32 protein-coding genes and 2 riboswitches are annotated in these 26702 nt (G+C 42.2%); of the genes, 25 read left to right on the top strand and 7 right to left on the bottom strand.

Translation table 11 applies throughout. The annotated features are described in order from the left end of the window. The first annotated feature begins 53 nt into the window (after positions 1–53). The 4 genes from pstC to phoU are packed head-to-tail and all read left to right on the top strand — an operon-like array spanning position 54 to position 3403. Positions 54–998, top strand: coding sequence for a phosphate ABC transporter permease subunit PstC (gene pstC, locus E2491_RS16010; protein ID WP_134376633.1), 945 nt, complete (start codon positions 54–56; stop codon positions 996–998). A gap of 1 nt (position 999) precedes the next feature. After that, positions 1000–1878 (top strand): phosphate ABC transporter permease PstA, encoded by an 879-nt coding sequence (gene pstA / locus E2491_RS16005; protein WP_134376632.1) that lies wholly within the window; start codon positions 1000–1002, stop codon positions 1876–1878. A gap of 28 nt (positions 1879–1906) precedes the next feature. Beyond that, complete coding sequence (gene pstB, locus E2491_RS16000; RefSeq protein WP_134376631.1) at positions 1907–2728, top strand: phosphate ABC transporter ATP-binding protein PstB; 822 nt, start codon at positions 1907–1909, stop codon at positions 2726–2728. A 15-nt stretch (positions 2729–2743) separates the two neighbouring features. Further along, positions 2744–3403 carry a phosphate signaling complex protein PhoU gene (gene phoU / locus E2491_RS15995; RefSeq protein ID WP_134376630.1) on the top strand — a complete coding sequence of 220 codons (660 nt, stop codon included), beginning with the start codon at positions 2744–2746 and terminating at the stop codon, positions 3401–3403. 191 nt (positions 3404–3594) lie between these two features. On the opposite strand, the gene E2491_RS15990 is transcribed toward phoU, so the two are convergent. Together E2491_RS15990 and E2491_RS15985 are read right to left on the bottom strand one after the other, a co-directional pair. Beyond that, positions 3595–4062 carry a hypothetical protein gene (locus E2491_RS15990; protein WP_134376629.1) on the bottom strand — a complete coding sequence of 156 codons (468 nt, stop codon included), beginning with the start codon at positions 4060–4062 and terminating at the stop codon, positions 3595–3597. A 9-nt stretch (positions 4063–4071) separates the two neighbouring features. Beyond that, positions 4072–4422, bottom strand: a complete 351-nt coding sequence (locus E2491_RS15985; RefSeq protein WP_134376628.1) for a hypothetical protein — start codon at positions 4420–4422, stop codon at positions 4072–4074. 191 nt (positions 4423–4613) lie between these two features. Here E2491_RS15985 and rpmG point away from each other — a divergent pair, with 191 nt between their 5' ends. The 8 genes from rpmG (at position 4614) to E2491_RS15945 (ending at position 11801) form a co-directional block, all read left to right on the top strand. After that, positions 4614–4763 carry a 50S ribosomal protein L33 gene (gene rpmG, locus E2491_RS15980; protein WP_039809691.1) on the top strand — a complete coding sequence of 50 codons (150 nt, stop codon included), beginning with the start codon at positions 4614–4616 and terminating at the stop codon, positions 4761–4763. A 107-nt stretch (positions 4764–4870) separates the two neighbouring features. Further along, positions 4871–5416 carry a 5-formyltetrahydrofolate cyclo-ligase gene (locus E2491_RS15975; protein WP_166805916.1) on the top strand — a complete coding sequence of 182 codons (546 nt, stop codon included), beginning with the start codon at positions 4871–4873 and terminating at the stop codon, positions 5414–5416. Positions 5417–5495: 79 nt separating this feature from the next. Then, positions 5496–6656: a rhomboid family intramembrane serine protease gene (locus tag E2491_RS15970; protein ID WP_134376626.1), complete on the top strand. Its 1161-nt coding sequence runs from the start codon at positions 5496–5498 to the stop codon at positions 6654–6656. A gap of 101 nt (positions 6657–6757) precedes the next feature. Further along, positions 6758–6961, top strand: a complete 204-nt coding sequence (locus tag E2491_RS15965; RefSeq protein WP_371414495.1) for a YqgQ family protein — start codon at positions 6758–6760, stop codon at positions 6959–6961. An 8-nt stretch (positions 6962–6969) separates the two neighbouring features. Then, complete coding sequence (locus E2491_RS15960) at positions 6970–7932, top strand: ROK family glucokinase (RefSeq protein ID WP_134376625.1); 963 nt, start codon at positions 6970–6972, stop codon at positions 7930–7932. 476 nt (positions 7933–8408) lie between these two features. Beyond that, positions 8409–10313: an LTA synthase family protein gene (locus tag E2491_RS15955; protein ID WP_134376624.1), complete on the top strand. Its 1905-nt coding sequence runs from the start codon at positions 8409–8411 to the stop codon at positions 10311–10313. 106 nt (positions 10314–10419) lie between these two features. Then, entirely contained in the window at positions 10420–11478 is a 1059-nt protein-coding gene (locus tag E2491_RS15950) for a YqgU-like beta propeller domain-containing protein (RefSeq protein WP_134376623.1), read from the top strand. Then, positions 11478–11801: an MTH1187 family thiamine-binding protein gene (locus E2491_RS15945; protein ID WP_134376622.1), complete on the top strand. Its 324-nt coding sequence runs from the start codon at positions 11478–11480 to the stop codon at positions 11799–11801. Before E2491_RS15950 ends, E2491_RS15945 begins: the two co-directional genes overlap by 1 nt. Before the next feature lie 42 nt (positions 11802–11843). Here E2491_RS15945 and E2491_RS15940 read toward each other — a convergent pair whose 3' ends face one another. Beyond that, positions 11844–12014: a DUF2759 domain-containing protein gene (locus E2491_RS15940; protein WP_134376621.1), complete on the bottom strand. Its 171-nt coding sequence runs from the start codon at positions 12012–12014 to the stop codon at positions 11844–11846. Positions 12015–12195: 181 nt separating this feature from the next. Here E2491_RS15940 and E2491_RS15935 point away from each other — a divergent pair, with 181 nt between their 5' ends. After that, entirely contained in the window at positions 12196–12837 is a 642-nt protein-coding gene (locus tag E2491_RS15935) for an MBL fold metallo-hydrolase (protein ID WP_134376620.1), read from the top strand. Positions 12838–12932: 95 nt separating this feature from the next. Here the strand turns inward: E2491_RS15935 and E2491_RS15930 are convergent, their stop codons facing one another. Continuing rightward, the gene (locus E2491_RS15930; RefSeq protein ID WP_134376619.1) at positions 12933–13175 is read right to left on the bottom strand and encodes a DUF2626 domain-containing protein; all 243 of its coding nucleotides are present in this window, start codon (positions 13173–13175) and stop codon (positions 12933–12935) included. Positions 13176–13457: 282 nt separating this feature from the next. Here E2491_RS15930 and E2491_RS15925 point away from each other — a divergent pair, with 282 nt between their 5' ends. The 8 genes from E2491_RS15925 to E2491_RS15890 all read left to right on the top strand — a co-directional run bounded on the left by E2491_RS15925 (position 13458) and on the right by E2491_RS15890 (position 18211). Next, positions 13458–13838 carry a Spx/MgsR family RNA polymerase-binding regulatory protein gene (locus tag E2491_RS15925; RefSeq protein WP_134376618.1) on the top strand — a complete coding sequence of 127 codons (381 nt, stop codon included), beginning with the start codon at positions 13458–13460 and terminating at the stop codon, positions 13836–13838. Positions 13839–13950: 112 nt separating this feature from the next. After that, positions 13951–15021 carry a competence type IV pilus ATPase ComGA gene (comGA, locus tag E2491_RS15920; RefSeq protein ID WP_134376617.1) on the top strand — a complete coding sequence of 357 codons (1071 nt, stop codon included), beginning with the start codon at positions 13951–13953 and terminating at the stop codon, positions 15019–15021. After that, the gene (comGB, locus tag E2491_RS15915; RefSeq protein WP_166805915.1) at positions 14930–15991 is read left to right on the top strand and encodes a competence type IV pilus assembly protein ComGB; all 1062 of its coding nucleotides are present in this window, start codon (positions 14930–14932) and stop codon (positions 15989–15991) included. Before comGA ends, comGB begins: the two co-directional genes overlap by 92 nt. A gap of 9 nt (positions 15992–16000) precedes the next feature. Beyond that, a complete protein-coding gene (comGC, locus tag E2491_RS15910) occupies positions 16001–16342 on the top strand; it encodes a competence type IV pilus major pilin ComGC (RefSeq protein ID WP_208528087.1) in 342 nt (113 codons plus the stop codon). Further along, positions 16326–16772, top strand: coding sequence for a competence type IV pilus minor pilin ComGD (gene comGD / locus E2491_RS15905; RefSeq protein ID WP_134376614.1), 447 nt, complete (start codon positions 16326–16328; stop codon positions 16770–16772). The genes comGC and comGD overlap by 17 nt, the downstream gene beginning before the upstream one ends. Further along, entirely contained in the window at positions 16762–17067 is a 306-nt protein-coding gene (locus E2491_RS15900; protein ID WP_134376613.1) for a type II secretion system protein, read from the top strand. The genes comGD and E2491_RS15900 overlap by 11 nt, the downstream gene beginning before the upstream one ends. Further along, positions 17021–17476 carry a competence type IV pilus minor pilin ComGF gene (comGF, locus tag E2491_RS15895; protein WP_134376612.1) on the top strand — a complete coding sequence of 152 codons (456 nt, stop codon included), beginning with the start codon at positions 17021–17023 and terminating at the stop codon, positions 17474–17476. Before E2491_RS15900 ends, comGF begins: the two co-directional genes overlap by 47 nt. 216 nt (positions 17477–17692) lie before the next feature. Further along, complete coding sequence (locus E2491_RS15890; protein WP_166805914.1) at positions 17693–18211, top strand: shikimate kinase; 519 nt, start codon at positions 17693–17695, stop codon at positions 18209–18211. Here the strand turns inward: E2491_RS15890 and E2491_RS15885 are convergent. After that, complete coding sequence (locus tag E2491_RS15885) at positions 18189–18857, bottom strand: YqhG family protein (RefSeq protein WP_134376610.1); 669 nt, start codon at positions 18855–18857, stop codon at positions 18189–18191. The two genes, E2491_RS15890 and E2491_RS15885, sit on opposite strands and share 23 nt — an antisense overlap. Next, positions 18858–20537, bottom strand: a complete 1680-nt coding sequence (locus E2491_RS15880; RefSeq protein WP_166805913.1) for a DEAD/DEAH box helicase — start codon at positions 20535–20537, stop codon at positions 18858–18860. It abuts the gene before it with no gap. A gap of 198 nt (positions 20538–20735) precedes the next feature. After that, positions 20736–20826: riboswitch (glycine riboswitch) on the top strand. A 3-nt stretch (positions 20827–20829) separates the two neighbouring features. After that, positions 20830–20904: riboswitch (glycine riboswitch) on the top strand. 99 nt (positions 20905–21003) lie between these two features. Between E2491_RS15880 and gcvT the strand changes: the two genes are divergently transcribed. Genes gcvT through gcvPB form a run of 3 tightly spaced genes read left to right on the top strand, consistent with a single transcriptional unit; the run spans position 21004 to position 24939 of the window. Next, positions 21004–22107 (top strand): glycine cleavage system aminomethyltransferase GcvT, encoded by a 1104-nt coding sequence (gcvT, locus tag E2491_RS15875; protein ID WP_134376608.1) that lies wholly within the window; start codon positions 21004–21006, stop codon positions 22105–22107. Positions 22108–22127: 20 nt separating this feature from the next. Further along, positions 22128–23471 carry an aminomethyl-transferring glycine dehydrogenase subunit GcvPA gene (gcvPA, locus tag E2491_RS15870; RefSeq protein WP_134376607.1) on the top strand — a complete coding sequence of 448 codons (1344 nt, stop codon included), beginning with the start codon at positions 22128–22130 and terminating at the stop codon, positions 23469–23471. Continuing rightward, complete coding sequence (gene gcvPB, locus E2491_RS15865; protein ID WP_134376606.1) at positions 23464–24939, top strand: aminomethyl-transferring glycine dehydrogenase subunit GcvPB; 1476 nt, start codon at positions 23464–23466, stop codon at positions 24937–24939. The genes gcvPA and gcvPB overlap by 8 nt, the downstream gene beginning before the upstream one ends. A gap of 281 nt (positions 24940–25220) precedes the next feature. Here the strand turns inward: gcvPB and E2491_RS15860 are convergent, their stop codons facing one another. Continuing rightward, entirely contained in the window at positions 25221–25601 is a 381-nt protein-coding gene (locus E2491_RS15860; protein WP_134376605.1) for a rhodanese-like domain-containing protein, read from the bottom strand. 130 nt (positions 25602–25731) lie between these two features. On the opposite strand from E2491_RS15860, the gene E2491_RS15855 reads away from it, so the two are divergent. After that, entirely contained in the window at positions 25732–26568 is an 837-nt protein-coding gene (locus E2491_RS15855; protein WP_134376874.1) for a lipoate--protein ligase family protein, read from the top strand. Positions 26569–26702: the final 134 nt, after the last annotated feature.

Genomic DNA, 26702 nt, shown 5'->3' with positions numbered 1-26702 from the left:
GGTCACGCTTCTCGTCTCATTATGTTCTTGGATAAATAAGGAGGTTTTCAACCATGGCAATGAATGAACCAAAGCAAGTGTCGGTTCAGGATCTGATCGCCCAGAAAAGCAACAGGGGTCTTCTGGCGTTCATCGAAAAACTGATTCCAAAATTACTGCTTGCAATTGCGGCAGTTTCTGTATTAACCACAATTGGTATTGTATTGACGCTGATTGTAGAAACAACCATCTTTTTCTCACGTGTAAGTGTTTTTGACTTTTTGACTGGAACAGAGTGGTATCCATTTGCAAATTCAACGCCAACATATGGGATTCTACCTTTGATTGTTGGTACATTAAAAATTGCAGGAATTGCTACTGTTGTTGCCGTACCAATTGGAATTGCAACAGCCATTTTCTTGAGTGAGTATGCGAGTGACCGTGTGCGACGTATTGTAAAGCCTGTACTTGAAGTACTGGCAGGTGTTCCGACAATTGTTTACGGATATTTTGCTTTGACATTTGTCACACCGATCCTTCGCTCTATGTTTCCTGAGATTGCGATTTTTAACGCGATCAGTCCAGGGATTGTTGTCGGTATCATGATTATTCCTATGATTGCCTCCCTTTCTGAGGATGCGATGTCATCAGTACCAAATGCTATGCGTGATGGTGCGTATGCCCTTGGATCAACGAAGCTTGAAGTGGCGTTAAAAATTGTATTGCCTGCCGCATTATCAGGTATCGTTGCATCAACTGTACTCGCAATTTCACGTGCTATTGGAGAAACGATGATCGTTGCGCTTGCAGCAGGTTCAACACCAGGATTTAACCTGGACGTAACTGGCTCCATTCAAACAATGACAGCCTATATTGTACAGGTTACGACTGGTGATGCAGGATACGGAACAACGATCTATTACAGTATTTACGCTGTAGGATTCACATTATTCCTGTTCACATTGTTTATGAACATGCTGGCACAGTTTATCTCCAAGCGCTTTAGGGAGGAGTATTAAAATGAGGTATATCAATCATGAAGATGTAGCTGTTCGGACGAAAAAAAGACTGACGAAAAATCTGCTGCTAAAAGGCGTATTCGCTGCTGCAACTACTTTCGGTCTAATTGTCCTTGCAGTTTTACTTTATCGTATCATCACTCAGGGAAGTGGCTATCTGAGTCTGGATTTCTTCACAAGCTTTTCTTCACGAATACCTGAGAATTCCGGTATCCGTGCAGCCATTGTTGGTTCCATCTATTTAATGCTAGTTGTCGCTCCGGTATCTATGTTCCTGGGAGTGGGCACGGCAATTTATCTAGAGGAATATGCAACGAAAAATAAATTCAACGATTTAATTAAAGTCAACATTTCAAATCTGGCAGGGGTACCATCAGTTGTTTTTGGTCTTCTTGGTCTGACGATCTTTGTCCGCTATTTTGATCTGGGGATCTCGATCTTAGCTGCAGGTCTGACAATGAGTCTCCTAATCCTGCCGATTATTATCGTTGCATCACAGGAGGCAATAAGAGCGGTACCTAATGAGTTGAGGGACGCATCGTTTGCCATGGGCGCAACAAAATGGCAGACAATCTTACGAGTCGTATTGCCTGCATCCATTCCCGGCATTCTGACAGGAAGCATTTTGGCGCTGTCACGTGCAATTGGGGAAACAGCACCACTTGTTGTTATTGGTATACCAACGATCCTGATGTTTATGCCGGATGGGTTGATGAGTACATTTACAGCACTTCCAATGCAGATTTATGACTGGACAAAACGTCCACAGGTTGCATTCCATGATGTCGCTGCCGCGGGGATCATCGTATTGATGGCATTGCTGATTATCATGAATTCAATCGCAGTATTTATCCGAAACAAGTACCAAAAGCGTTATTAATTTATTTGGGTGAAGGGAGTTTTTCAACATGACAACAACAATCAAACCGGCAACAGATGTGCTTGAAAATAAAGAACCTAAGGTTAAGGGTCCAAAAGCTTCAGTTTACAAGACAAACCAGCTTAATCTCTGGTACGGATCCAACCATGCATTAAAAAATATTGACCTTGATATTAAAGAAAACGAAGTAACGGCGATTATCGGACCATCAGGCTGTGGTAAATCAACGTATATTAAAACATTGAACCGGATGATCGAAACAATTCCATCAGTCAAGACTTCAGGTGAAATTATCTACCGTGACCGCAACATTTTCGGTAAGGACTATCAGGTGGAAGAACTGCGCACAAAGGTAGGAATGGTGTTCCAGAAGCCAAATCCATTCCCGAAATCTATCTACGATAATATTGCATACGGCCCGCGTATTCACGGAATCAAAAATAAAAAGATTCTTGATGAAATCGTTGAAAAATCACTTCGTGGTGCAGCAATCTGGGATGAAGTAAAGGACCGTCTTCAGGAAAATGCCTACGGACTTTCAGGTGGACAACAGCAGCGTATTTGTATCGCACGCTGTCTGGCGATTGAGCCTGACGTCATCCTGATGGATGAGCCGACTTCTGCACTTGATCCAATTTCCACATTAAAAGTGGAAGAGCTTGTCCAGGATCTGAAAAAAGACTACAGCATTATCATTGTGACGCATAACATGCAGCAGGCAGCTCGTATTTCTGATAAGACAGCCTTCTTCCTGAACGGAGAAGTCGTTGAATATGATGAAACAGATAAAATCTTCTCGAATCCATCAGATTCAAGAACAGAAGATTACATTTCAGGCCGATTCGGATAATAGGGGGATAAAGGAATGTCAGTCAGAGAAAAGTATGAAGCAGATTTACAGCTGTTAAACGACAGAATTATTGAGCTTGGTGAATTTGCCCACCGTGCACTGGAGCGTTCACTAAAAGCGCTTGAAGGTCATGATGTAGACCAGTCGCTTGCAATTATGGACGAGGATATTAAAGCAAACCGCTTAGAGGAAGAAATCAACGACCAGGCAATCCTGCTCATTGCCAAGCAGCAGCCGGTTGCAACCGATCTTCGACGTGTGATCGTTGCAATCAAAATAGCAGCTGACCTTGAACGTATTGCCGACTTTGCTGTTAACATCGCAAAATCAACGATCAGAATCGGAAATGATTCATTCGTAAAGCCGATCGAAAGCATTGATCAGATGTACAGAAAAACTGCTGAGATGATTGAGCTCGTTCTGGAAGCTTACCGTGATGAAGACATCGTGAAAGCGAAACAGATTGCAGAGCTTGATGATAAAGTAGATGCACTGTATGGTCAGACAATCCAGGAGCTGCTCTCAGTGAGCGCGACAAATCCGGACAAGCTGCCACAGATCACTCAGCTGTCATTCATCTGCCGTTACCTGGAACGTGCAGCAGATCACGTAACCAACATCTCTGAGAACATCTTCTACCTTGTTAAAGGGACAAGATACGAGTTGAATAAGTAATCCAAAAAAGCTGGCACAAATTTACTGTGCCAGCTTTTTTTAGGTGCTAATTCACTTGTAGATTCACTTCATCCAAATTTTGATTGAGTATCGATGTGGTTTACACACTAAAAGTACCGGGGGATTCCGTAGACTCTTGCGGCGGAGGAATTCCCCGGTACGATTTTCAAAACAATTACCCGCATTATACTTTACTGTGTAATCATCTCTGCGATTTCCTGAGGGGTCATGGATGAGTTCAGGTCGTACTGTCCAATCTGTATCTGGTCCGTCAGGTCATTATCTGTTAAGTACTGCTCGAATTCCCCGTTATCCTCAATTAATTCATACTCCACAAGCAGATCCCGTATATCAGGTGTGGTCATGCCGGATTCAATAGAAAGGATGAAACGGGTCGTTGCCGGAGCTTCTCCTTCAGCAGTCTCCTCTTCCGGAGCTTCTTCAGCAGCTGCGGCTTCCTCGGCTGCTAGTGCCCTGTTTTCCCAATCTGTGAGTTCCTGCTGAAGGGTTTCATATTCTTCGTTAGAAAGGATAACATCAGTTTCTTCTATTGATATGTTTTCATCCTCTGACTGGTCTGTCAGCTCATTTGCACTGTATAAGAGAAGGGAGGCGGAAATGAAGCCGATTCCCAGTGTGCGCATTGATCTTTTATCCATATCTATGCCTCACGATCTGTTTTTAATGAGGGTTTTAACTTCGTTTACCGGGAGAGACGATAGGTTTGAAATCTGCTCCACTTTTAACCCTTGTTTATGTAGTGAAAGGACCTGATTAACAATAATTTCATTGACAGGTTTCGATTTTTTTACAGCTTTTTTCACGGGCCTGCTGTTTTCAATCATGAGTTCTTCCTCGAGCAGCTTCGTCCGTTTTTTCAGCTGATAGAGCTCCTGATAAAGGTTCATGGAAAGGTCCTGCAGCTCTTCTTCATTTTGTTTAGATCGGTCTTTTATAAAAAATGAAATGATCAGAAACAGCACTCCGATACCTGCTGTCACGATATATGTCCACTCCATTGTCATCACCTCCAAAAGTTTACGGGTATAATTGTATCATGTCTTGTTAGGCAGGGAATATAAGGTGAAAATAAAAAGTGGAATTCGCGAAATGACAGTAGATTTTTTTTATTGTTAATGGTATTATTGAAAAGTCGTATGAATCGAAATGAAATTATGAAATAGCATTTGAATGTTTGGAGGGAAAATAAATGCGTGTAAACATTACTCTTGCTTGCACTGAAACTGGTGACCGCAATTACATCACTACTAAGAACAAGCGTAACAACCCGGATCGTATTGAACTTAAAAAATACAGTCCACGTCTGAAGAAAGTGACGCTTCACCGTGAGACAAAATAATGATCGTTAAACCGAAAATGTGCAAAAGCATTTTCGGTTTTTTTTATACTTATAAAAAGTGTTAACCAGCTCTTTGAAACAATATGAGAATGAAAAGGAATAGGGTGATGACTTTGGATAAGAAAGACTTGAGAAAAAACATGCTCCAGCAAATGAAAGATCTTTCAGCTGATGACAGGATCTGTTTAACTGAACGTGTTTATGAGCGTCTGTTTCAAACAGATGAGTGGAGAAATGCTCAAACGGTAGGTCTTACAGTATCAACCGGTAGTGAATTAGAAACGCGCCCTGTGATTGAACGTGCCTTTCAGGATGGAAAGACAGTTGCTGTGCCGAGATGTATTCCATCACAAAAAGTTCTCGTTTTTCATGAGATTAAAGACATAACAGACGTGAAACCATCCTTTTTTAACTTGCTTGAGCCGCCTGAATCGCTGCCGGTTATACATAAAGATGACATTGATCTGTTAATTGTTCCAGGACTCATTTTTGATCCTGCCGGATATCGGATCGGGTTTGGTGGCGGATATTACGATCGTTTTTTGACAGACTACAGAAATATGACTGCTGCTTTAAGTTTCCGTTTTCAGGTTATGGATCAGATTCCGCGTGAGAGTCACGACATCCCTGTGAAGAAGCTGATAACCGATTGAACGGTTCAGCAGCAGGGTGAGTTAAGGCTGGAATTGATATAATAAAATAAAATGTGCTCACAGAGAAAGAGTGATAATCATGGAAGGGAACATTGATTACTATTACTGGAAAACCGCATATGATCTCATTGTGAAGAAAAACTACCGTGTTGCGACCATGTCACCATCACATAATGAAATCTGGCTTGAAAGCCCTGGTCGTTCACCTAAAAGAGTGGTCAGGCTTGTCCGTAATGATTTTGACTGGATGAACAGGTTGAAGACTGATCTTGCACAGATTCCTGAAAAAGTTGAAAGAGTCAGAAGGCTGATCAGAGCAGGCAAAATTGAAGCTGACAACATTTATTTCTCGCGTTATGAGCCTGTTGACCATCAGCAGGAAGTCCTTGTGGCATACAATCAGCCTGATCGCCGGACGCCTCTTTATCATACACTCGTTACGATGGAATCAAACCCGGCTGATGTGGGCATCCGGAAACCATTGTCTTCTATTGATTATCCTTCCTCCTATGAAGGGATGGATCTTGAAATCGACCGGCTGAAATATGCAGCGCTGCTCTGTGCAAAAGAACAAAATGAACAGGACCGGGCCGTTTTTAATAACGCGAAACCTCTCCTTGCCTATATATTCATATTTTTGCAGGTTGTCATGTTTTTCATACTTGAACAGGCAGGGGGAAGTACAAACCCTTACGTCCTGATCGAGTATGGCGCTAAATACAACCCTCTGATCATTGAAGGAGAGTGGTGGCGACTGATTACACCGATTTTTCTCCACATCGGCATCCTGCATTTACTGATGAACTCACTGGCGCTTTATTTCCTCGGTCCAATCGTTGAAAGAATCTATGGGCGATTCCGCTTCCTGCTTATTTACCTTACGGCAGGGTTTACAGGGTCTGTGATGAGTTTTCTTTTTACAGAATCAATCTCCGCGGGAGCCAGTGGTGCGATCTTTGGCCTGTTTGGTGCGCTACTGTATTTCGGTATCAGGAAGCCGGGACTGTTTTTCAGAACAATGGGTGCGAATGTACTTGTCATTATTTTAATCAATCTTGTGTTTGGATTTTCCATCCCGGGAATTGATAATGCAGGGCATATTGGTGGTCTGCTTGGCGGATTTCTGACAGCAGGTGCAGCCGCACTGCCGAAAAGCCGTTCGAATGCGGGGATTCAGCTCATTTTTGCAATTGCGGTCATCATCGTTTCGGGAGCAGCATTGTTCCTTGGGTACCTTTAACATCCGGCTATGCCGGAATACATAAAACACGTCAGATTCAATTGAGATTATAAAGGGTTTTCATATATACTTATAAGGTACTTTTCAGATGGAGGATACACATGGAACTGAAAACGATGTTTGATGTTCAACAGCTTCTGAAACGGTTTGGTTTGTTTATCTATGGACATAACCGTACTTCCACGCTTGAACTGATGGAAGTGGAAATCAGGGAACTGTATGAGTCAGGAATGATCGATCGCGACATTTTTCGAAAGGCTGTTTTAGTCCTTCGAAGTGAAATGAATAAAGAAATGAATGGATAGGTGAAACGATGAAAAAATTTATTTTTGGTGTGGATATTGGTGGAACAACAACGAAGCTGGCTGTCATTGAGGAATCAGGACTGATTGTGGAAAAGTGGGAGATCCCGACCAACACAACGAATAACGGTGTGAGCATCATTCCGGATATCGCAGCTGCAGTAAAACTGAAGCAGACTCAGCTATCTATCAGCTCCGAGCAGATTCTCGGTATTGGTGTCGGGGCGCCGGGCCCTGTTAATATGCAGACGGGTATCCTTTATACAGGAGTAAATATTGGCTGGGAGCAACCGGTTGCCCTGCGTGATGAGCTGCATCAGCAGACAGGACTGCCAGTTGTCATTGAGAACGATGCCAATGTTGCTGCGATAGGTGAGATGTGGAAAGGTGCAGGTGATGGTGCACGTGACGTTGTATGCGTCACACTGGGTACAGGCGTTGGCGGTGGCGTCATCGTCAATGGAGACATTGCGCACGGTATTAAAGGAGCTGCAGGTGAAATCGGCCATATTACAGCTGTTCCAGAAGGCGGTTATCAGTGTAACTGCGGGAAAAAAGGCTGCCTTGAAACAGTTGCTTCTGCTACAGGTGTTGTCAGACTTGCTAAGGAAGAAGCAGCAAAAGACACATCTTCTGTGCTAAATACACTGTTAAATGAAAAAGGCGAATTCTCTGCTAAGGATGTATTCGATCATGCAAAACAGGGAGACGAAGCCGCACTAAAAGCTGTTGACCGTTTAACTTTCTATCTCGGACTGGCTCTTGCCAATCTTGGAAGTGCGCTGAATCCTGAAAAGATCGTGATCGGCGGAGGTGTATCACAGGCTGGACCAATCCTTCTTGACCGACTGAGAGAGAAGTTTAAAGCATTTGCTTTCCCCACAGTTGCCGAATCAACAGAAATTACAGTTGCAACGCTTGGCAACGATGCAGGCGTGATCGGCGCAGCATGGCTGATTAAATATAAACATTGATCAAATAGAATGGCCCATTTTTAACGAGAGTGGAGATGAAGCGTTTAAGGCGCTTGATCTTCACTCTTTTTTTGGGTACGGAGCGGGTGTTCCTTTTTGCAGAAATGCACACCCGCTCCGTCCCCCTGTGTTCACGTCAACGTCAAAATGAAAACCATTTCATTTAAAACAATCCTGTATTCCCAACTTCCAGCCCTATACTTTACTTAATAATCATTGTATAATACAACCTTAACCTTAAATTTACATTCCTTTCATAGATCAAAAGTTCTGAGTGACTTAAGGATGATTTTTCAAATATCTTTGTAAAACGAAACTATTTGAGGTTTTAAACGTCTATAAAGGTGGAATTGTAAATAAGATTTTATGATTGTTGATTTTGTATTTGATTTTTGTAAAAAAGCGGCGTAATATTATGTTTGACTGAAAACACTACCCACTATTTGTCATTTTGCAATACACAGGAGGAAAGATTTATGAACAAAAAATGGTCAATGCCCAAGCTGTCGCTTGTCATTATCGCCATTGCGTTCTTGTGGATTAAAACGTACATTTCTTACTATGCAAGTTTCAGTATTGAAATTGAGAACGCAATGCAGGCGTTTATTTTATTTATTAACCCATTAAGCTTTTTACTATTGATTTTCGGAATTTCACTATTCTTTAAGAAAGAAAAAACAAGAAATATTTACGTAATCGTTACGAGCTTTATACTTACACTTATGTTATTCGCTAATATGGTGTTTTACCGCTTCTTCAATGATTTTATTACGCTGCCGGTATTATTCCAGACAAACAATTTCGGTGATCTTGGTGGAAGTGCGTTAGAGAATATTTATTTTACAGATGCACTGTACTTCCTGGACATTCTGATTCTGATTGCCATTGTGAAGTTTAAGCCCGTTTTTGTTTCAAGAAAAGAACCTGCCAAATTAACTCGTCGTGCATTCTTTCTTGTCGCTGTAGGGACATTCTTTTTTAATCTTGCACTTGCAGAAATTGAGCGTCCACAGCTCTTAACAAGAACGTTTGACCGTGAAATGCTTGTTAAAAATATCGGACTGAACAACTATCATATTTATGATGTTTATTTACAATCCAAGCAGTCTGCACAGCGTGCCATGGCTGACAGTGATGCACTTGTTGATGTGAATAACTATGTTGAAGCAAAACAGGCTGATCCGTCACAGGATCTTTCTGGAATTGCAAAAGACAGAAACCTGATTGTTGTAAAACTCGAATCGCTTCAGAATTTTGTAATTAACAATGAGATGAACGGGGAAACGATTACGCCTTTCCTGAATTCATTAACAGAAGATGAAAATACGATTTATATGGATAATTTTTATCACCAGACAGAACAGGGGAAAACTTCTGATTCTGAGTTTATCCTTGATAATTCACTTTATCCACTGGGCCGTGGTGCCGTATTCTTTACACACAGCGGTAACGAGTTCCATACGATGACAGACACACTTAATAATGCAGGTTATTTTACAAATGCAATGCATGCTAATAATAAGAGTTTCTGGAATCGTGATGTTGTGTATGACAACTTTGGTTATGATCGATTCTATTCATTACCTGACTATACTGTGGAAGAAGGCCAGGCAGTTAACTGGGGCATGAAGGATATTCCTTTCTTCGAACAGTCTGTTGAACACATGAAAGAAATGGAACAGCCTTTTTATTCTAAAATGATTACTTTGACAAACCACCATCCATTTACATTGGATGAAGAAGATAAGTTTATTGAAGAATACGATTCAAATTCAGGAACGCTGAACCGTTATTTCCAGACTTCACGTTACCTTGATGAATCTATCAAAGAATTTTTCACTTATCTTAAGGATGCAGGGTTATACGAAAATTCTATTATTGTGATGTATGGAGACCACTACGGTATTTCTGAGAATCACAATGCTGCAATGAGCCAGTATCTTGAAAAGGATATTACGCCTTATGAGACAGCACAGCTGCAGCGGGTACCAATGTTTATTCATATTCCTGGTGAAGATGTAGGCCAGGTTAATTCCAAGCTCGCCGGCCAGGTTGATCTGAAGCCGACGATTCTTAACCTGCTTGGTATTGAAGAGGAAAACAGCCTTCAATTCGGTCAGGATATCTTCTCTGAGGAAAACGATAATTTTGTTATCCTTCGTGATGGACGGTTTATTTCTGAAGAGTTTGTCTACGCCGGTGAAACGTGCTACGACCGTGAAACAGGAGAGCCTGTTGATATGGCTGGATGTGAACCGTTGATTGAAAAAGCAAATGAAGAGCTTGCTTATAATGATGAAATCATTTATGGTGACCTTCTGCGCTTCTATGATCGCGAAACGGGCAGATTGAAATCAGAACAAAATAGTGAAGAAGAATAGAAGAAGCCACCTGGCTTCTTCTTTCTATTTTCTGTTAAAATGAAACAAAGCATTCGATACATACGTCTATACTTATGCTTGCAGTAATTCGTGGAGGGGGGATGAAATGAAGGTTAAATTATATTTGATTTTGATTTTGCTGGTAACAGGCTGCTCACCTGAATCCGTTCCGGTTAAATCTGTTGAATCAGAGCAGAAGCAGGTCATTTACCCCTACATACTTCCTTCATCCTCGTTCTATAATGTTCTTGGATGGCAAGATAGTAATAACATATTAATCGCGCAAAAGAACAAACAATCGATACAGATTATTTCACATGATCTGTACAGGAACGACTCGACACTTTTATTTGAAACGAAGGAAGGGGTCTCTCAGATTTATTTAAGTCCGTCCAAAACAAAAGCTTTAACAGTAAAGCCATTGAGCGATCAGCAGGTTGAAATTGAAATAACGGATATGTCCACCGGTGAATGGATTGACTCATCTATGCTCGAAGGAAACGAGTTTGATTTCAGGTGGAACGAATATAATGAAACACTTATTCTGATTACTTCGTTCAATGAAGAGTGGGAAGCTGATGTAAAGGTGATGGATCTGTCTGATCAATCCATTAACAGTTTCGATGACTTCCCCCCTTTTGCAAGATGGATTGAGGAAGGTTCTTTATTTTATAAGGATCCTGAAAGCGGGACAAGTGTAACATATGTGCTTGAAGAGAAGAGAAAATTATTTGACGGGGAACCAATCGAGATGATCAGGGCAAATGAAGATTACATCGTCAAAACAATCAGGAACTCTGACAAAGATGAAATAACCTACCGGATTGAATCTGAAAGTGCCTTGATTCATGAAGTGAGTACCGGTTTTCTCACTGAGTATGACCAGCAGCTTCTGCCGGCGTATGAATTAACAGAAGACGCCTTTATTTATTTTTCCCCTAATGAACCAGGGGAGTATGAATATGGGAAAGGGCAATATTCTCTGATGGGCATGAATTTAAAAACGGGATCAATGGGCACGATTCTTGAAAATACTGAGAATCATCAGATATCCTGTAATCAAAGCGGTACGCATTGTTTGATTGGACACCATCTAACCTCTATGATCAATATAGAAGATCGATCGAACAGACCGATAATTTTGTTTGAGGAGGAAATTCAATAATGGCAATTGCAGATATCACAATTATTCCAATTGGGACAGAAACGCCAAGCGTTAGCTCATACGTGGCTGATATTCAGAAGGTGCTTGAGAAAAGGGCGTCTGAAGGCGATATTAATTATATACTGACGCCTATGAGCACGCTGATAGAGGGAGATTTAACCGTGCTGTTTCAGGTCATTCAGGAGCTCCACGAAGTTCCTTTTACAAAGGGTGTACAAAGAGTAGCGACCAATATAAGAATTGATGACAGACGGGATAAGGCGGACCATACGATGGAAGGGAAGCTGGAGTCAGTACAAAACAAAATGAATAATGCCGTATAAATAGAAAGACAAATAAAAAAAGCTGACATTAGTCAGCTTTTTTTATACCGGATATCCGTCAAATACAATTGTCATAACAGTGAACCATCCGAATACTCCAAGTGTTGCAAGAGAAAAGAAAATTCCGAGAACGTTCTTCTCCTTAAATGTTGTAATGGTTGCAATTACAGATAAAATTGTTACGATAGCAAGGATAATTGTTAAACCATTCATACTTCAGCACCCCTTTCACACATTACATGAATCAGTTCAATACGAGATTAGTGCAGATAAATGCGTACTCTTCTATTATTTTAATGCTATTTACGTGTAATGTCGAGAACAAATCATGACACTTTCGTGATGATTCGTGTTTTTATTCCTGTCGTGCTACACTAATTTCGAGGTGATTGTCGTGGAATGGAAACAGCTGCCGTTGGGCCCGCTGCAAACGAATGCATATTTGATTTATCAAAAAAATGGAGATTGTTTGATTATTGACCCTGGGGAAGAGCCGGATAAAATTGCGGAGTGGGTCAGACAGAAAAAATTGAATCCGAAAGCGATTCTTCTGACACATGCGCATTTTGATCATATCGGAGCGGTTGACGATATCCGTGCAAAATATGAGATTCCTGTATATGTTCATGAACAGGAAAAGTCGTGGCTTAGTGATCCTGCTAAAAACGGTTCTGCTTTTTTTGCTGGATTAAGTGAGATTACGGCAAAGGGACCTGATTATACATGGAATCGGGAAGAAGAGATGACCATTGAAGGTTTTGTCTTCTCTTTGCTATATACACCGGGACATTCACCTGGAAGTGTGAGCTTTTATTTTCCTGAGCAGTCGCTGGTCATTTCAGGGGACGCACTTTTTCAGGGCAGTATCGGCAGGACCGACCTGCCTGGTGGTGACGGCCCGCTTCTGCTGAAGAGTATTCATCAGAAGCTGTTAACTCTCCCGGAGGATACATATGTGTTGCCTGGACACGGTCAGGTTACAACAATTAGTGATGAAATGGATTCAAACCCTTTCTTAAACGGATTTAGTATATAGTTTGTACAACTTCCTGTTTAACACAAAGAAAAAGACAGCTGCGTAATGCAGCTGTCTTTTTTGCTGAAAGCCTGAATGGGCTTTCAAAACTAGTTTTACAGTGGGCCGTTTAATGGCATCATAAAAGTTGTCCAATAAGTAAATCCAGCAAAGAATACCGTTAAGTATACAAAGAATACATACACATACATACGCTCAGATAATTTCATGTATCCCAATAGGATGAAAAAGCCTGTCTGGGCTAAGAAAAGTAATGAAGTCTTTGGCATATGTCCTAAGTAAAATAATACCGAAAAAATAGCTGTCCAAAACCCCATAACGCGATACATTTTATCCATCCGAATCCCTCCTTTACGCAAACAATCCATCGAACCTATTATAAAGGATACCATATTACAAAGTAAATAACCCATCTTTTTTGAATGTGACGATTACGTGATTTTTGGTAATTGTGAATAAAATCGTACAAAACCTAATATCTGAAAATAAATTAAAAAAATGTTGTGCAAAAAAGTGTACAAAGGTTATACATGTGGTATACAATACTAACAACAGTTAAACAAAAATAAAACAACAGTCAAACAAAAGTTGTACAATAAAACATCCAGGAGGAGAAAAACATGAACCCAATCACATTTTACACGTATCCAAGCTGTACATCTTGCAGAAAAACGAAAAAATGGCTGAAGGCAAATGACGTAAATGTTACTGAGCGGCACATCTTCCGTGAGACTCCTGATTTTGATGAACTGATGCACCTGCTTACTTTAACGACTGATGGACTTGATGAATTGCTTGCGACAAGAAGTCAGTCATTTAAAAACCTGAACCGTGATGTAAATGACCTGCCGCTTTCTGAAGTGGTTAAGCTGATCATCGAAGATCCGAAGCTGCTGAAGCGTCCAATCCTGACAGATGGCAGAAAGCTGATTGTCGGTTACAATCCTGAAGGCTTAAGAAGTCTTTCAAATAAAAAGCAGCTGTACAAGCTGTCCGGTTGATTGGAGAGGCAAATGCCTCTCTATTTTTTTGAATTTTTCAAAAAAATATGAGACATATTTACAAATTTGGTGTATAGTGAAGACATCTTTCAGAAAAGGATGTGGTTCATGAATGACGTTTGGAACAGAACGGCTCGCATTACAGCTTGTTAACGATGCTGTGAGGCAGGAGGGATCAGACATTCACCTGATTCCAAAAGAAGGTTGTCTCCTTGTTCAGTTGCGTGTACAGGGTGATCTCGTTCACCACCGGACGATCTCTACTGATGCAGGAGAAAGACTGATCTCACATTTTAAATTTAAAGCGTTACTCGACATTGGTGAAAAAAGAAAACCTCAAAGCGGCTCCTGCGAAGTGACAAATCAGGAGGAAACGCTGCCTCTACGTATTTCCACACTGCCATCTGCGACCGGCAGGGAAAGCATGGTCATCAGACTACTGCCTCAATCCTTTGCCATACCCATCGAAAAGCTATCTATGTTTTCTCACTCTGCAAAAAAACTTCAGGAACTGGCTTCATATCCTCAGGGACTTCTTCTATTTACCGGCCCGACCGGAAGCGGCAAATCCACGACTTTATACTCCCTGTTACACTTTTGTTCAACGATTCTAAAAAGAAATGTGATTACACTTGAGGATCCTGTTGAAAGAAAGGAGGATCATGTCCTTCAGGTGCAGATCAATGAAAGAGCCGGTATTACTTACTCTTCAGGCTTAAAAGCCATTCTGCGGCACGATCCGGATATGATTATTGTCGGAGAAATCCGCGACATGGAAACAGCAGATATCGCAGTAAAAGCTGCATTAAGCGGTCACCTTGTCTTATCAACCCTGCATGCAAAGGATTCAGCGGGTGCAATCAGACGGATGATTGATCTGGGAATCTCAAAAGAAGTACTTTTGCAGGCGCTGATCGGCGTGACAGGTCAGAGGCTCGTGAAAATAAACACCGCCTCGCACAGCATTAAACGTACATCTATTTATGAAATCGTCACGAGCCCCACGATTGAATCCATTATTGACCAACTCCCCGTACGGCACAAATATGTCAGCCTGCCGGACCTCTTCAGAAAGGGGGTCGCTCTTGGATATGTCTCTTCAGAGGAATACCACCGATGGATGGCGTCAGAAATCTCTTATCCCGAAAAAAGACCAGCCGCAATTCCTGTCAAGACTGAGTGAACTGAAGGAAAGTGGTTATCCCCTAGATCAGGCAATTGAATTTCTCCTGTTACCCTATCGTAAAACACCGGAAACACCTAAAAAAATCCATGATTCCCTTCTAAGCGGCGACTCACTGAGCGATGTGATGAAAACGCTCGGTTTTCCTCAATTTGTCTGTATGCATCTCTTTTTCGCTGAAGAATATGGAGATCTCACAAAAACGTTAAAGGAAACTGCTGATCTTATGAAGATGAAACAGCGTGAAGAAAAAAGACTGATCTCCATTTTGCAGTATCCATTTTTTCTGATGCTGATGTTTTCGTTCATTTTAATCGTCATGAATCATTATTTACTCCCCAGAATGAAAAGCCTCTATTCAGCCGTCGGATCAAATGAGTCAGCAGCATTAAAAGCGGCGGCTTCCATCTTTACGGCAATGCCCCAGATTATTCTTTTCAGTACATGTTTGATTGTTTTATTACTTGTCAGTTTGTATTTCATATTGAGAAGACTATCAGCCCATTCGAGATGGTCGTTTTTGGCTTCATTACCTGTGGCAGGCTTTTACGTCAAGAGTTTTCACAGCTATGTTTTTTCACGTGAAGCTTCTTCCATGCTGAAAAGCGGATTGTCCTTTTATCAGATGCTTGAATCATTTATCTCACAGCCTTACCGCCCCTTATATCAAGAGATCGGTCAGTTTATGATGGATGAATTGAAGAGAGGACAGAACGTATATCATACGATGCTGCTGCTGCCCTTTTTTACGGATGAATTGAGTAATGTTACGAGACACGGGGAATTGAATGGAAGCCTGGAGAGGGAGTGGGGGTTTTACAGCACTTTCTGTTTATCAGATCTGGAATCAAAAACGAATACAGCTTTTTCTTTTATACAGCCTGTTTTATTTACCTTTCTCGGTCTGGCGGTTATTGGTGCGTATCTTATTATTTTGCTGCCTGTTTTCCAATTAATGCAAACTATTTAAGGAGGAATTGTGATGAAAAAGAAGCTTAAGAAGTTGTTAAGAAACAGCCGGGGATTTACGCTCATTGAAATGGTGATCGTTCTGCTTGTCATTTCGGTGCTGCTAATTGTCAGTCTTCCGAACATTTCATCTCAGAGTAAGGAGATTAACGGTAAGGGGTGTGAGGCTTTTCAGCAAATGGTACAGGCTCAGGTAGAGTCCTACCGGATGTCTAATAAAGCGCTGCCGGAATCGATGGAAAAGCTGCAGGAGAAAGGATATCTGAACGCAGAAGAAATGACCTGCCCGGATGGAAGGGAATTGACGATCGGAACAGGTGGTCAGGTAGCGGTAGTTGGAAACGCGCCATAAGGAATCAGGTTTCACCCTGATTGAAGTGATGATCGTGCTGCTTGTTTTAAGTATATTTATTGTGATTGCTTCATCAGTCAGTGTTACTGCAGACCGAAACCTTGCTGAGTCATTTGAAAATCAACTGAGTCAGGACCTTCATTATGCCCAGTTGAAGGCAATCACAGATAAAACCTATATACAGTTCCAACTGCTTCCTGCAGAAAGCCGGTATGTGATTAGAATGGGGACAGGCGTGTCAGGGAAAATTCTGCTTGAACGACGCATTCCGGAGCAGGTGGAATTTAATTCGAACAGTTCACTGCAATCGTTCAGATATACACCGGTCGGAAATACGAATACGTTCGGATCTATGAGGTTTTTCGTAAATGGGGATCATCTTGCTTTTCATTTTTATTTGGCAAGGGGGAGGTTTACGATTGAAAAATGAATCGGGTTTTTCTTTTCTTGAATCCCTGGTCTCGATCGGGATGGTTATGTTTTTATGTCTGACTGTTGTTCCGGTCACAGTGCTTTCCATTCTTCAAACAGAAGCAGCTTCAGTTAAATATGAGCTTTGGGCGGTGGCAGCAGAGAAGGCTGAATATGTAAAGTACACGGGGGTACGACCGTCTGAAGTGATAAAAAAAGGTGTCACATACAGGGTTATCTATTCACAGGAAGGGATATGCGTGTATCATGCCTCAGACTCACAGTTATATATCTGCACATCTGAAGAATCATAATGGGTTTACATTACTGGAGGTTTTAATCAGTCTGACTGTTTTAATGGTGATCGCACCGCTGCTCAGTTTATTAATGATTACCTTTTATTCAGCATATGAGTCACTTGATCAGCAGAGAAACGAAGAATGGGAGATTTTTATCATTCAATTCAGGGAAGAAAACAAATTTCTTCAGCTGAAGCAGGTTGAGAACAATGTTATTACTTTTACAGATGGTGAAAAAGATATCAGATATGCCAGGTACAGTTCGTCTATCAGAAGGACGGTGGGCTTGCAGGGACATGAAATCCATTTAACGAATGTCAGTGACGTGAGGTTTCAGCTTGAAAATGGCCTTGTGAGAATGGAGGTGACGTTCCAAGATGGCCGAACGAATGAGGCACATTTTACTTTTCCGACTCTTAAATAATAAGGGGAGCATTTTATTACCGGTATTAATTTTTTATTTTGTATTGTTAAGCGCAGCTATTCTCATTACAACTCTTTCTCATAGTCAGGTACGTCATTATGAAGGCATGGTGAACTATTATCAGGAATCTGTTAAAAAGGACTGGGAAGTCATCCAGTCTGACCCTTTGTCTAATGTAAACCTGATACGTTATGATGAATGGAACAGGGAGTGATAATGATGAAAAGTGAAAGAGTATTTCTGATCGGTTTTATGGGAGCGGGTAAATCAACAGCAGGAAAGCTGGCAGCTGATCGGTTGTCACACCCTTTCATTGATCTCGATCAATATATTGAAGAAAGAGAGAAAAGGAGTATTCCTGATATTTTTAAAGCAGACGGAGAAGTGTATTTCCGCACACTGGAGGCCGGTGCGATCAAAGAAATCGGAGAGCCTTCTGTAACCGCAACCGGTGGTGGTATTTTATATGATCCAAAAACAGGCGAGTGGATGCGGAATCACGGGCTGGTCATCTATCTGCACGCTCCTTTTGAAGAACTGTACACCAGAATTTCAGGGGATCATAACAGACCTGTAGCCGCTACGAGAACAAAAGAGGAGCTAGAGGAACTATATCAAAAAAGGCATGAGCAGTATCAGGATGTGGCTCATGTTACTTTATCAGTCGACGGTGTTTCGCCTGATATAACAGCTGATCAGATCAGATCCGCTGTTATGGAACGAGCCGGTATATGATGCCTGCTGAAGGAGTGTGCATATGAACATCATACGATTTTGATGCCTCCAGCCTCCCCGTTTTGATTTTGTTTCTGATCGCCATTTCGGTGTGTGCGATCAGCCGGCTGATGGCGTGTTCAAAACTGATGATTGGAGTTGAAGGCGTGCAGTTTTCCGGGATCAGTCCTGACAAATTGTCTTTAAATGGTATGTCGTCCTGTGATTGCAGTATACCTGTAGTCAAAGACATAGCCTGAATTGTCCATATACTTTCCGGACCCGGGGGAGTAAATTCAGCCTCTCCGTGTAAAAATAACCATGGATACAGCCTCACATGTACATGTTGTTCAGCAGGCTTTTCATAAAACTTATAAAAGCCTGCTTCTTCATGCGCTGATTGAACAAGAGACTGAAATACGGGATGGGAATGGGTGATTTTATCGACAGATGGAGGACCTTCCGAACTGTTCATTGAAATTAATACTCTTGCAGGTTCCCCTTTTTGACATGTTGCGTCACGGTAATGCCAGTAATAAGGTCTGTTCATGTATTTCCGGTCAAGCTCTTCAGTCAGCTGCACCATAAATTCTTTGTTCCCCTCTGTAACGGCAGCTCCTTTATGGATTAAAAATTCTTTGATTAATGTCAGGTGCATTGCATTCATCTAAAATTCCTCCTTTTCAGTTAAGCCTTCCGTTCCGGTGCCGACTGACTGGTCAGGTTGCGGTATTTTATGATGTGGCTTTTTCAGAACCGATTCCAGATGGTCCAGTTTCAATTTCATTTCCTTTTCTGATCTGGAGTGAAGGATGGCATCGTTTAAATAGCGGTCAAGGTCCTTTTCCGTCGTTCCGCTCAGCAGATGATCGTGCTCTCCTACAATTGTTTCGAAAAGCACCATTTTATCTTTTAATAGCCTCCATATTCTTTCCTCAATCGTATTTTTATTCAATAAATAATAGATGTTGACATCATTTGATTGGCCGATTCTGTGAACCCTGCCTGTTCTTTGCTCGAGTTTCATTGGATTCCAGGGAAGGTCTGCATGTATAAGGCAGTGACAGAATTGAAGGTTTAACCCCTCTGATCCCGCCTCAGTTGCAACCATGACTTCTGCCTGATCCCTGAACAAGTCGGTCATCCATTGTTTTTTCCCTTTTTTAAATCCTCCTCTGAATAGCACCGAAGATATTCCGTTTTGTTTCAGAAACCAGTGGAGATAGAGCTGTGTTGCCCTGTATTGCGTAAAGATCAGAACTTTGTCCTTATGCTCTTTGACAATTTTTAATATCATTTGTGCTTTTGCCGTAATCAGTTCATCAGGCGTGATGTTTAAATTCACGTTAATAGATTTGCAAAAATCATCGTGCTTTTCTCCTCTTAGTGCTTTTAATAACGAAATGCTGGAGCTGCAGCCTTGTCGAAGCAGTGCCAGATGACTGAAGGAGTGAAGGTTTTCCTTTTGCATTCTCATATATTCATTTTCAACAGCCTGATAAAGAGACTTTTCATATGGCAGCTGATCAATCCATAAAACGCTGATCTTCCGTTTTGTCCACTTGACGTCGGTTTCGTTGCGGCGTGATCGGATCATGAGCCGATCCATTTTTTTCTTCAACAGTTCTTTATCGTCACAGGCAATCAGTTCTTTGAAGTCCTTCTTGCTTTCGAAAAGTGATGGGTGCAGCAGCTTTGACAAATGGTACAAGTCCTCTGTTTTGTTTTGTACCGGCGTTGCCGTTAAAAAGATCCGGTAAGATGATTTCAATGATGCAACAAATTGATGATTCAGCGTTTTCGGATTGGATAATTTATGTGCTTCATCTACCAGAAGGAGATCAAACGCTTCCTTCTGAAACTCTGAACGGAATGGCTCCCTTTTGACAAGGTCAATGGAAGCGATGGTAATCGGTGACTGTCTCCATTCTTTTTTTCCTCTATGGATAATAGAAGGGAGAGTGAACCGCCAAAGTTCCTTTTGCCATTGCCCGGCCAGTGATGATGGCACGAGAATGAGTACCTTTTTGACCATTTTTCTGCATAGCAACTCTTTAATGATCAGCCCGGCTTCAATCGTTTTACCGAGTCCGACTTCATCTGCCAGGATGGCGCGGCTATCCATTTCAAATAGTACCTTTTCAGCTGCACTGATCTGATGAGGCATGGGAGAAAAATCAATCAGGTCCTGCAGACAACTCAGCGCACGCTCTTTTTTGATGGACGTGTGTTTTAGTTCATAGGATATTTCAGTCAATGCAGGGCTTGATGGCTCACAAAAGCTGTTCAAATAACGAAAGAAACGTTGGCGCCATTCTTTGTCCCCGATTGAAATGTTGATTTCCATATGTTTTCTCCTTTCACCTTGTATAGTCAAATATAGAAACATTTGAACATTCAAACTAAAAAAACATTGCCTAAAAAACTGAAATGATGATACTATTAAGGTGATTTTTAAAGTATTTAACTGCTAAATACGAACATTAAAGAAAAATAAAAGATTGCTGTTCATAGTATGTCCAACTGACATAACAAATATGAGCGAATGATGGCAGAGGGAGAGATCCTTTATGGACGCCGAAGGAGCAAGCATGTTCACATGTGAATCTCTCAGGCAAAAAGACTTCTGTCGGACGCAACTCTGGAGAGTGTTTCTTTGTGAAACCACCAAAGAGGAAAGCCATCAGGTAAACTTTCAGGTGAAAAGGACAGGGACCCCTAAATGACCAAAGGGGATTCCCTGTCCTTTTTTGTTCGGCTTACGTATTTAGTTCAGCGTGTGGATGTATTATTCATCAGAAAGGAGAAAAAGAATGGTTACAGCTTTAAAAAGAACTCCGCTTTTCCCTTTATACAGTGAATATGGAGGAAAAGTCATTGATTTTGGAGGCTGGGAGCTTCCGGTTCAGTTTTCAGGTATTAAACAGGAACACCAGGCTGTCAGAACGAAAGCAGGACTGTTTGACGTTTCCCATATGGGTGAAGTCATGGTGGAGGGGCCGGAGAGCCTGAACTACCTTCAGAAAATGATGACGAATGATATCAGTACGCTTGAGAACGATCAGGCGCTTTATACAGCCATGTGCTATGAAAACGGAGGGACGGTAGATGATCTACTTGTTTACCGCTATGACGCTGAGACCTATCTCCTTGTAATTAATGCTTCAAATATAGATAAAGATGTTCAATGGTTAAAAGACCATCAGATTGAAGGGGTTACCCTTGAAAATATATCAGATCAAACGGGTCAGCTAGCCCTGCAGGGACCACTTGCACAGTCCATTCTTCAGCAGCTGACAGAAGAGGACCTCGCGGGTATTACGTTCTTCCGTTTTAAAAGAGATGTGAAAATCGGAGACTACTCCGTGCTTGTATCAAGAACCGGCTACACAGGTGAGGATGGCTTTGAACTTTATTGCCGCGCTGAAGATACACCGGGATTATGGAAGCTTCTGGTTGAAAGCGGAAAAGAAGCAGGACTTGAGCCATGTGGTCTCGGGGCACGTGATACACTCCGTTTTGAAGCGAAGCTTGCGCTTTACGGGCAGGAATTGTCAGAGTCCATTTCCCCGATTGAAGCAGGGATCGGATTTGCCGTAAAAACGAATAAGGAAACTCCGTTTATCGGACAGGAAGTGCTGAAGGATCAGAAGGAAAATGGTGCACCGAGAAAGCTTGTAGGCATTGAAATGGTTGATCGCGGCATTCCACGTTTCGGTTATAAAGTTTTTGCCGGGGAAAACGAAATCGGCTTTGTCACGACCGGTACTCAGTCCCCGACACTTGGTAAAAACGTTGGATACGTGCTGATTGGAAAGGAATACGCGTCAATGGATCAGGAACTTACCGTTGAAATCAGATCCAAGCATGTGAAAGCGAAAGTCGTAAAATCCCCATTTTATAAACGTAAATCATAAAAGCAGGAGGAATCACTACTATGACACATCGTTATTTACCGATGACAGAATCAGATAAGCAGGAAATGCTTTCAGCCATTGGTGTATCATCCATTGAGGAGTTGTTCTCCGATATCCCTGAAAAGGTACGCTTTGACGGGGAGTTGAAAATTAAGCCTGCAAAAGCGGAATCTGCCTTAACAAAAGAGCTTGCACAGCTTGCAGCTAAAAACGCGGATACAAAGAAATACACATCATTTCTTGGAGCCGGGGTTTACGACCATTACTCTCCAACGATTATGGATCACGTCATTTCAAGATCTGAGTTTTACACAGCTTATACACCTTATCAGCCTGAGATTTCCCAGGGCGAACTTCAGGCCATTTTCGAATTTCAGACGATGATCTGTGAGCTGACGGGTATGGATGTAGCCAACTCATCTATGTATGATGGCGGAACTTCATTTGCAGAAGCAGCGATGCTGTCAGCGGGTCAGACACGCAGGAAGAAAGTGCTTGTCTCTGAAGCTGTCCATCCGGAATCACGTGCAGTGCTTGAAACATATGCAGCAGGTCAACATATTGAAGTCGTAACGGTACCGGAATCTAACGGAGTAACAGATCTCGACGCACTGAAAGAGCTTGTCACAGATGACATTGCGGCTGTTATGGTTCAGTATCCTAACTTCTTTGGACAGATTGAGCGTCTGGATGAAATCGAAAAAATTACGCATGCCTCAAAAGCAATGTTTGTTGTATCGGCGAATCCGATTTCGCTTGGTGCACTGACACCTCCTGGACAGTTTAACGCGGATATCGTGGTTGGTGATGCACAGCCATTCGGACTTCCTCAAGCATTCGGCGGCCCTCACTGCGGTTATTTTGCTGTAACGAAAAAGCTGATGCGAAAAGTTCCAGGCCGTCTTGTTGGTGAAACGCAGGATGAAAATGGACAGAGAGGATATGTGTTGACGCTTCAGGCACGCGAACAGCATATCCGTCGTGATAAAGCGACATCCAATATTTGTTCCAATCAGGCGCTAAATGCACTGGCATCTTCGGTAACGATGACTGCGCTTGGAAAACAGGGGATCCAGGAGATTGCGAATCAGAATTTCCAGAAGGCACATTATGCTAAGAAACGTCTTCAAGAAGCAGGTGTTACGATCGTGGACCAGGGCTTTACCTTTAACGAGTTCGTCGTTGAGTTAAACCGTCCTGTAAAAGAAGTAAATCAGTCGCTGTTTGGGAAAATGGTTTTAGGTGGATATGACCTTGGCCGTGATTATGACAGCCGTAAAAACCAGATGCTGATCGCCGTTACAGAGCAGCGGACAAAAGAAGAAATAGACCTACTTGCAGAGGAGCTGAAGCAATATGCATAACAAGGATCAGTCGCTCATTTTCGAACTCTCAAAAGAAGGCCGCACAGGCTACAGTCTGCCAGCGCTTGATGTACCTGAAACGGATCTGTCCGAGCTCGTTCCGGAAGGATTTCTGAGAAAAGAAGCGCCGGAGCTGCCGGAAGTATCCGAGCTTGATATTATGAGACACTACACAGCGCTTTCAAATAGAAACCACGGTGTAGACTCCGGCTTCTATCCGCTTGGCTCATGTACGATGAAGTACAACCCGAAAATTAACGAAGCTGTTGCCCGTTATGACGGTTTTGCCCATATCCACCCGCTTCAGGATGAAAGTACAGTTCAGGGTGCAATGGAGCTTATGTACGATCTGCAGGAACACCTTGTGGAAATCACGGGAATGGATGAGGTGACGCTTCAGCCTGCAGCAGGTGCCCACGGTGAGTGGACGGGACTGATGATGATCCGCGCTTATCATGAGGCAAATGGTGATGTTAACCGGACGAAGGTCATTGTTCCTGATTCAGCACATGGTACGAACCCTGCATCCGCAACAGTGGCTGGCTTTGAAACGATTACCGTTAAATCCAACGAGCAGGGACTTGTTGACTTGGATGACCTGAAGCGTGTAGTTGGGGATGATACTGCAGCGCTCATGCTGACAAACCCTAATACGCTTGGCTTGTTTGAGGAAAACATTCTTGAAATGGCTGAAATCATTCACGAAGCAGGCGGCAAGCTTTATTATGATGGTGCAAACCTCAACGCTGTTTTATCAAAAGCACGTCCTGGTGATATGGGCTTTGATGTTGTGCATCTTAACCTTCATAAAACATTTACCGGTCCTCACGGAGGCGGTGGTCCGGGGTCGGGTCCTGTCGGCGTGAAAAAGGATCTTATTCCGTATCTTCCAAAGCCGGTATTAGTGAAGAAGGATGGCGTTTTATCATTTGATTATAACCGTCCTCAGTCAATCGGACGCGTTAAGCCTTATTACGGTAACTTCGGCATTAATGTCCGTGCCTATACGTATATCCGCACAATGGGACCTGATGGCCTGAAAGCGGTCAGCGAATATGCCGTTCTCAACGCCAATTACATGATGAGAAGACTGGCTGAACATTACGATCTGCCATTTGACCGTCATTGTAAGCACGAATTTGTATTAAGCGGAAAACGACAGAAGAAGCTTGGTGTAAGAACGCTTGATATTGCTAAACGACTGCTTGATTTCGGCTTCCACCCGCCAACCATTTACTTCCCGCTGAATGTTGAGGAATGTATTATGATTGAGCCGACGGAAACAGAATCAAAAGAAACGCTTGATTCGTTTATTGATGCGATGATCCAGATTGCAAAAGAAGCGGAGGATAACCCTGAGATTGTTCAGGAGGCTCCTCATACAACGGTCATCAGCAGACTGGATGAAACAAGAGCAGCAAGACAGCCGATTCTCCGTTACACGAAAAAAGAAACGGTTGAAGTATAAAACGAAAACTCCCTGATTTTTTTCAGGGAGTTTTTTGAATTGAAAATCGTGACGGAACGATTCTCAATTTCTTTCGGGCGGTCAAAAAGACTGTACATCAATCTGTTCATCTGATCCAGCTGTTCATAGGAGTAATTGAATCCCCAATCACTTGTCGTAATCAGACCGAAGAAATGTTTTCATGTATACAAAGCGGTCAATTAAAAAAGTCAAAAACCTCGTTAATACCGGAGGCTTTTGACTTTTAGTGGGATGGTTATGATTAATCGAAACAAAATATTTTATTTGCGTTTAATTTTACCTGTCCATTTTTTGAATCCGCCTTTAAGCTGGTAAAGGTCTTTTACACCCTTTTTATGCAGCAGCTGGGCAGCACGGCCGCTTCTCATGCCATTCTGGCAGTAAAGATAAACGGGCTTGTCTGCGCGGATTTCTCCTAAGCGCATTTTAAGCTGAGAAAGTGGAATGTTTCTGGCGCCAAGAATGTGTCCGCCATCATATTCACGCTGTTCTCTTACATCAATCAGCTGTGCTTTGCGGTAACCATTCTTGAATTCTTCTTCTGTCAGTGTCTTTAAAATCTTTTTTTGACGGAAATAGGTGAAGACAGAATAAAGAATGATCGCAGCAAGTACAGCGATTAGTACATAAAGTGACTCCAACTTTTTAACCCCTTTCTATTTTCAGCACTATTCTTTATTATAGGGGTCAGAGGTTAATAGTTCAAAGAAAAATATTAGAAACATCACGATACATGAAAATAATATTTGAACAGACGGTTAGGTGATCATGTTGGAAAAAGAAAAGTGGTACTTTATTGATTCAGGATTTTGTGGTCCCGCCTATAATATGGCGATGGATGAAGCGCTTTTGGAATGGCACAGCAAGGGTGAAATGCCACCTGTAATCCGTTTTTACGGCTGGGATCCTCCTTCACTATCGATCGGTTATTTTCAAAAAGCTGAAAAGGAAATCAACCTTGAAGAGGTAAAAAAACAGGGACTCGGTTTTGTCAGAAGACCCACCGGGGGCAGGGGCGTGCTTCATGATAAAGAACTGACATACAGCGTCATTGTCTCAGAAGAGCACCCTGAAATGCCCGGAACGGTCACGGAAGCATACCGTGTGATCTCTGAAGGAATACTGAATGGATTTCGCGAGCTTGGACTTGATGCCTACTTCGCTATTCCTGATTCTGAAAAAGAAAAAGCGCAGCTTAAGGATCCGAGAAGCGCTGTATGCTTTGATGCACCGAGCTGGTATGAGCTTGTGGTGGAAGGGCGAAAGGTGGCTGGCAGTGCCCAGACCAGACAGAAAGGCGTGATCCTCCAGCACGGTTCCATTTTGCTGGATCTTGATACAGAGCAGCTGTTCAGTCTTTTCAACTATCCAAGTGAACGGGTAAAAGAACGGATGATGCGGGCGTTTTCAGATAAAGCGGTAGCGATTAATGAACTACGAAAGACTCCAGTCACATTTGAAGAGGCGAAAGCAGCCTTCCATAAAGGATTTGAAAAGGGTCTGAATATTGAATTGGTTCCCTACACCCTGTCAGTCGACCAGCTGCGTGTAGTAGAGTCCATTATGGAGAAGAAATATTTAAGTGATGACTGGAACTATCAAAGATAATATTGTTTTTTAAAAAATGAGAATCATCTATATAGTGCCAGGACATTCCGGAGACTCCTGCGGCAGAGAAGCGACAGGTGAGACAGCTTAGCGCAGAGCTCTAGCTGGCTCACCGCGCGGCCTTGGAAAAGCGG

Source organism: Jeotgalibacillus sp. R-1-5s-1 (genome assembly GCF_004405105.1).
Classification (GTDB): Bacteria; Bacillota; Bacilli; order Bacillales; family Jeotgalibacillaceae; genus Jeotgalibacillus.
This window is presented reverse-complemented; position numbering and strand designations above follow the sequence as displayed.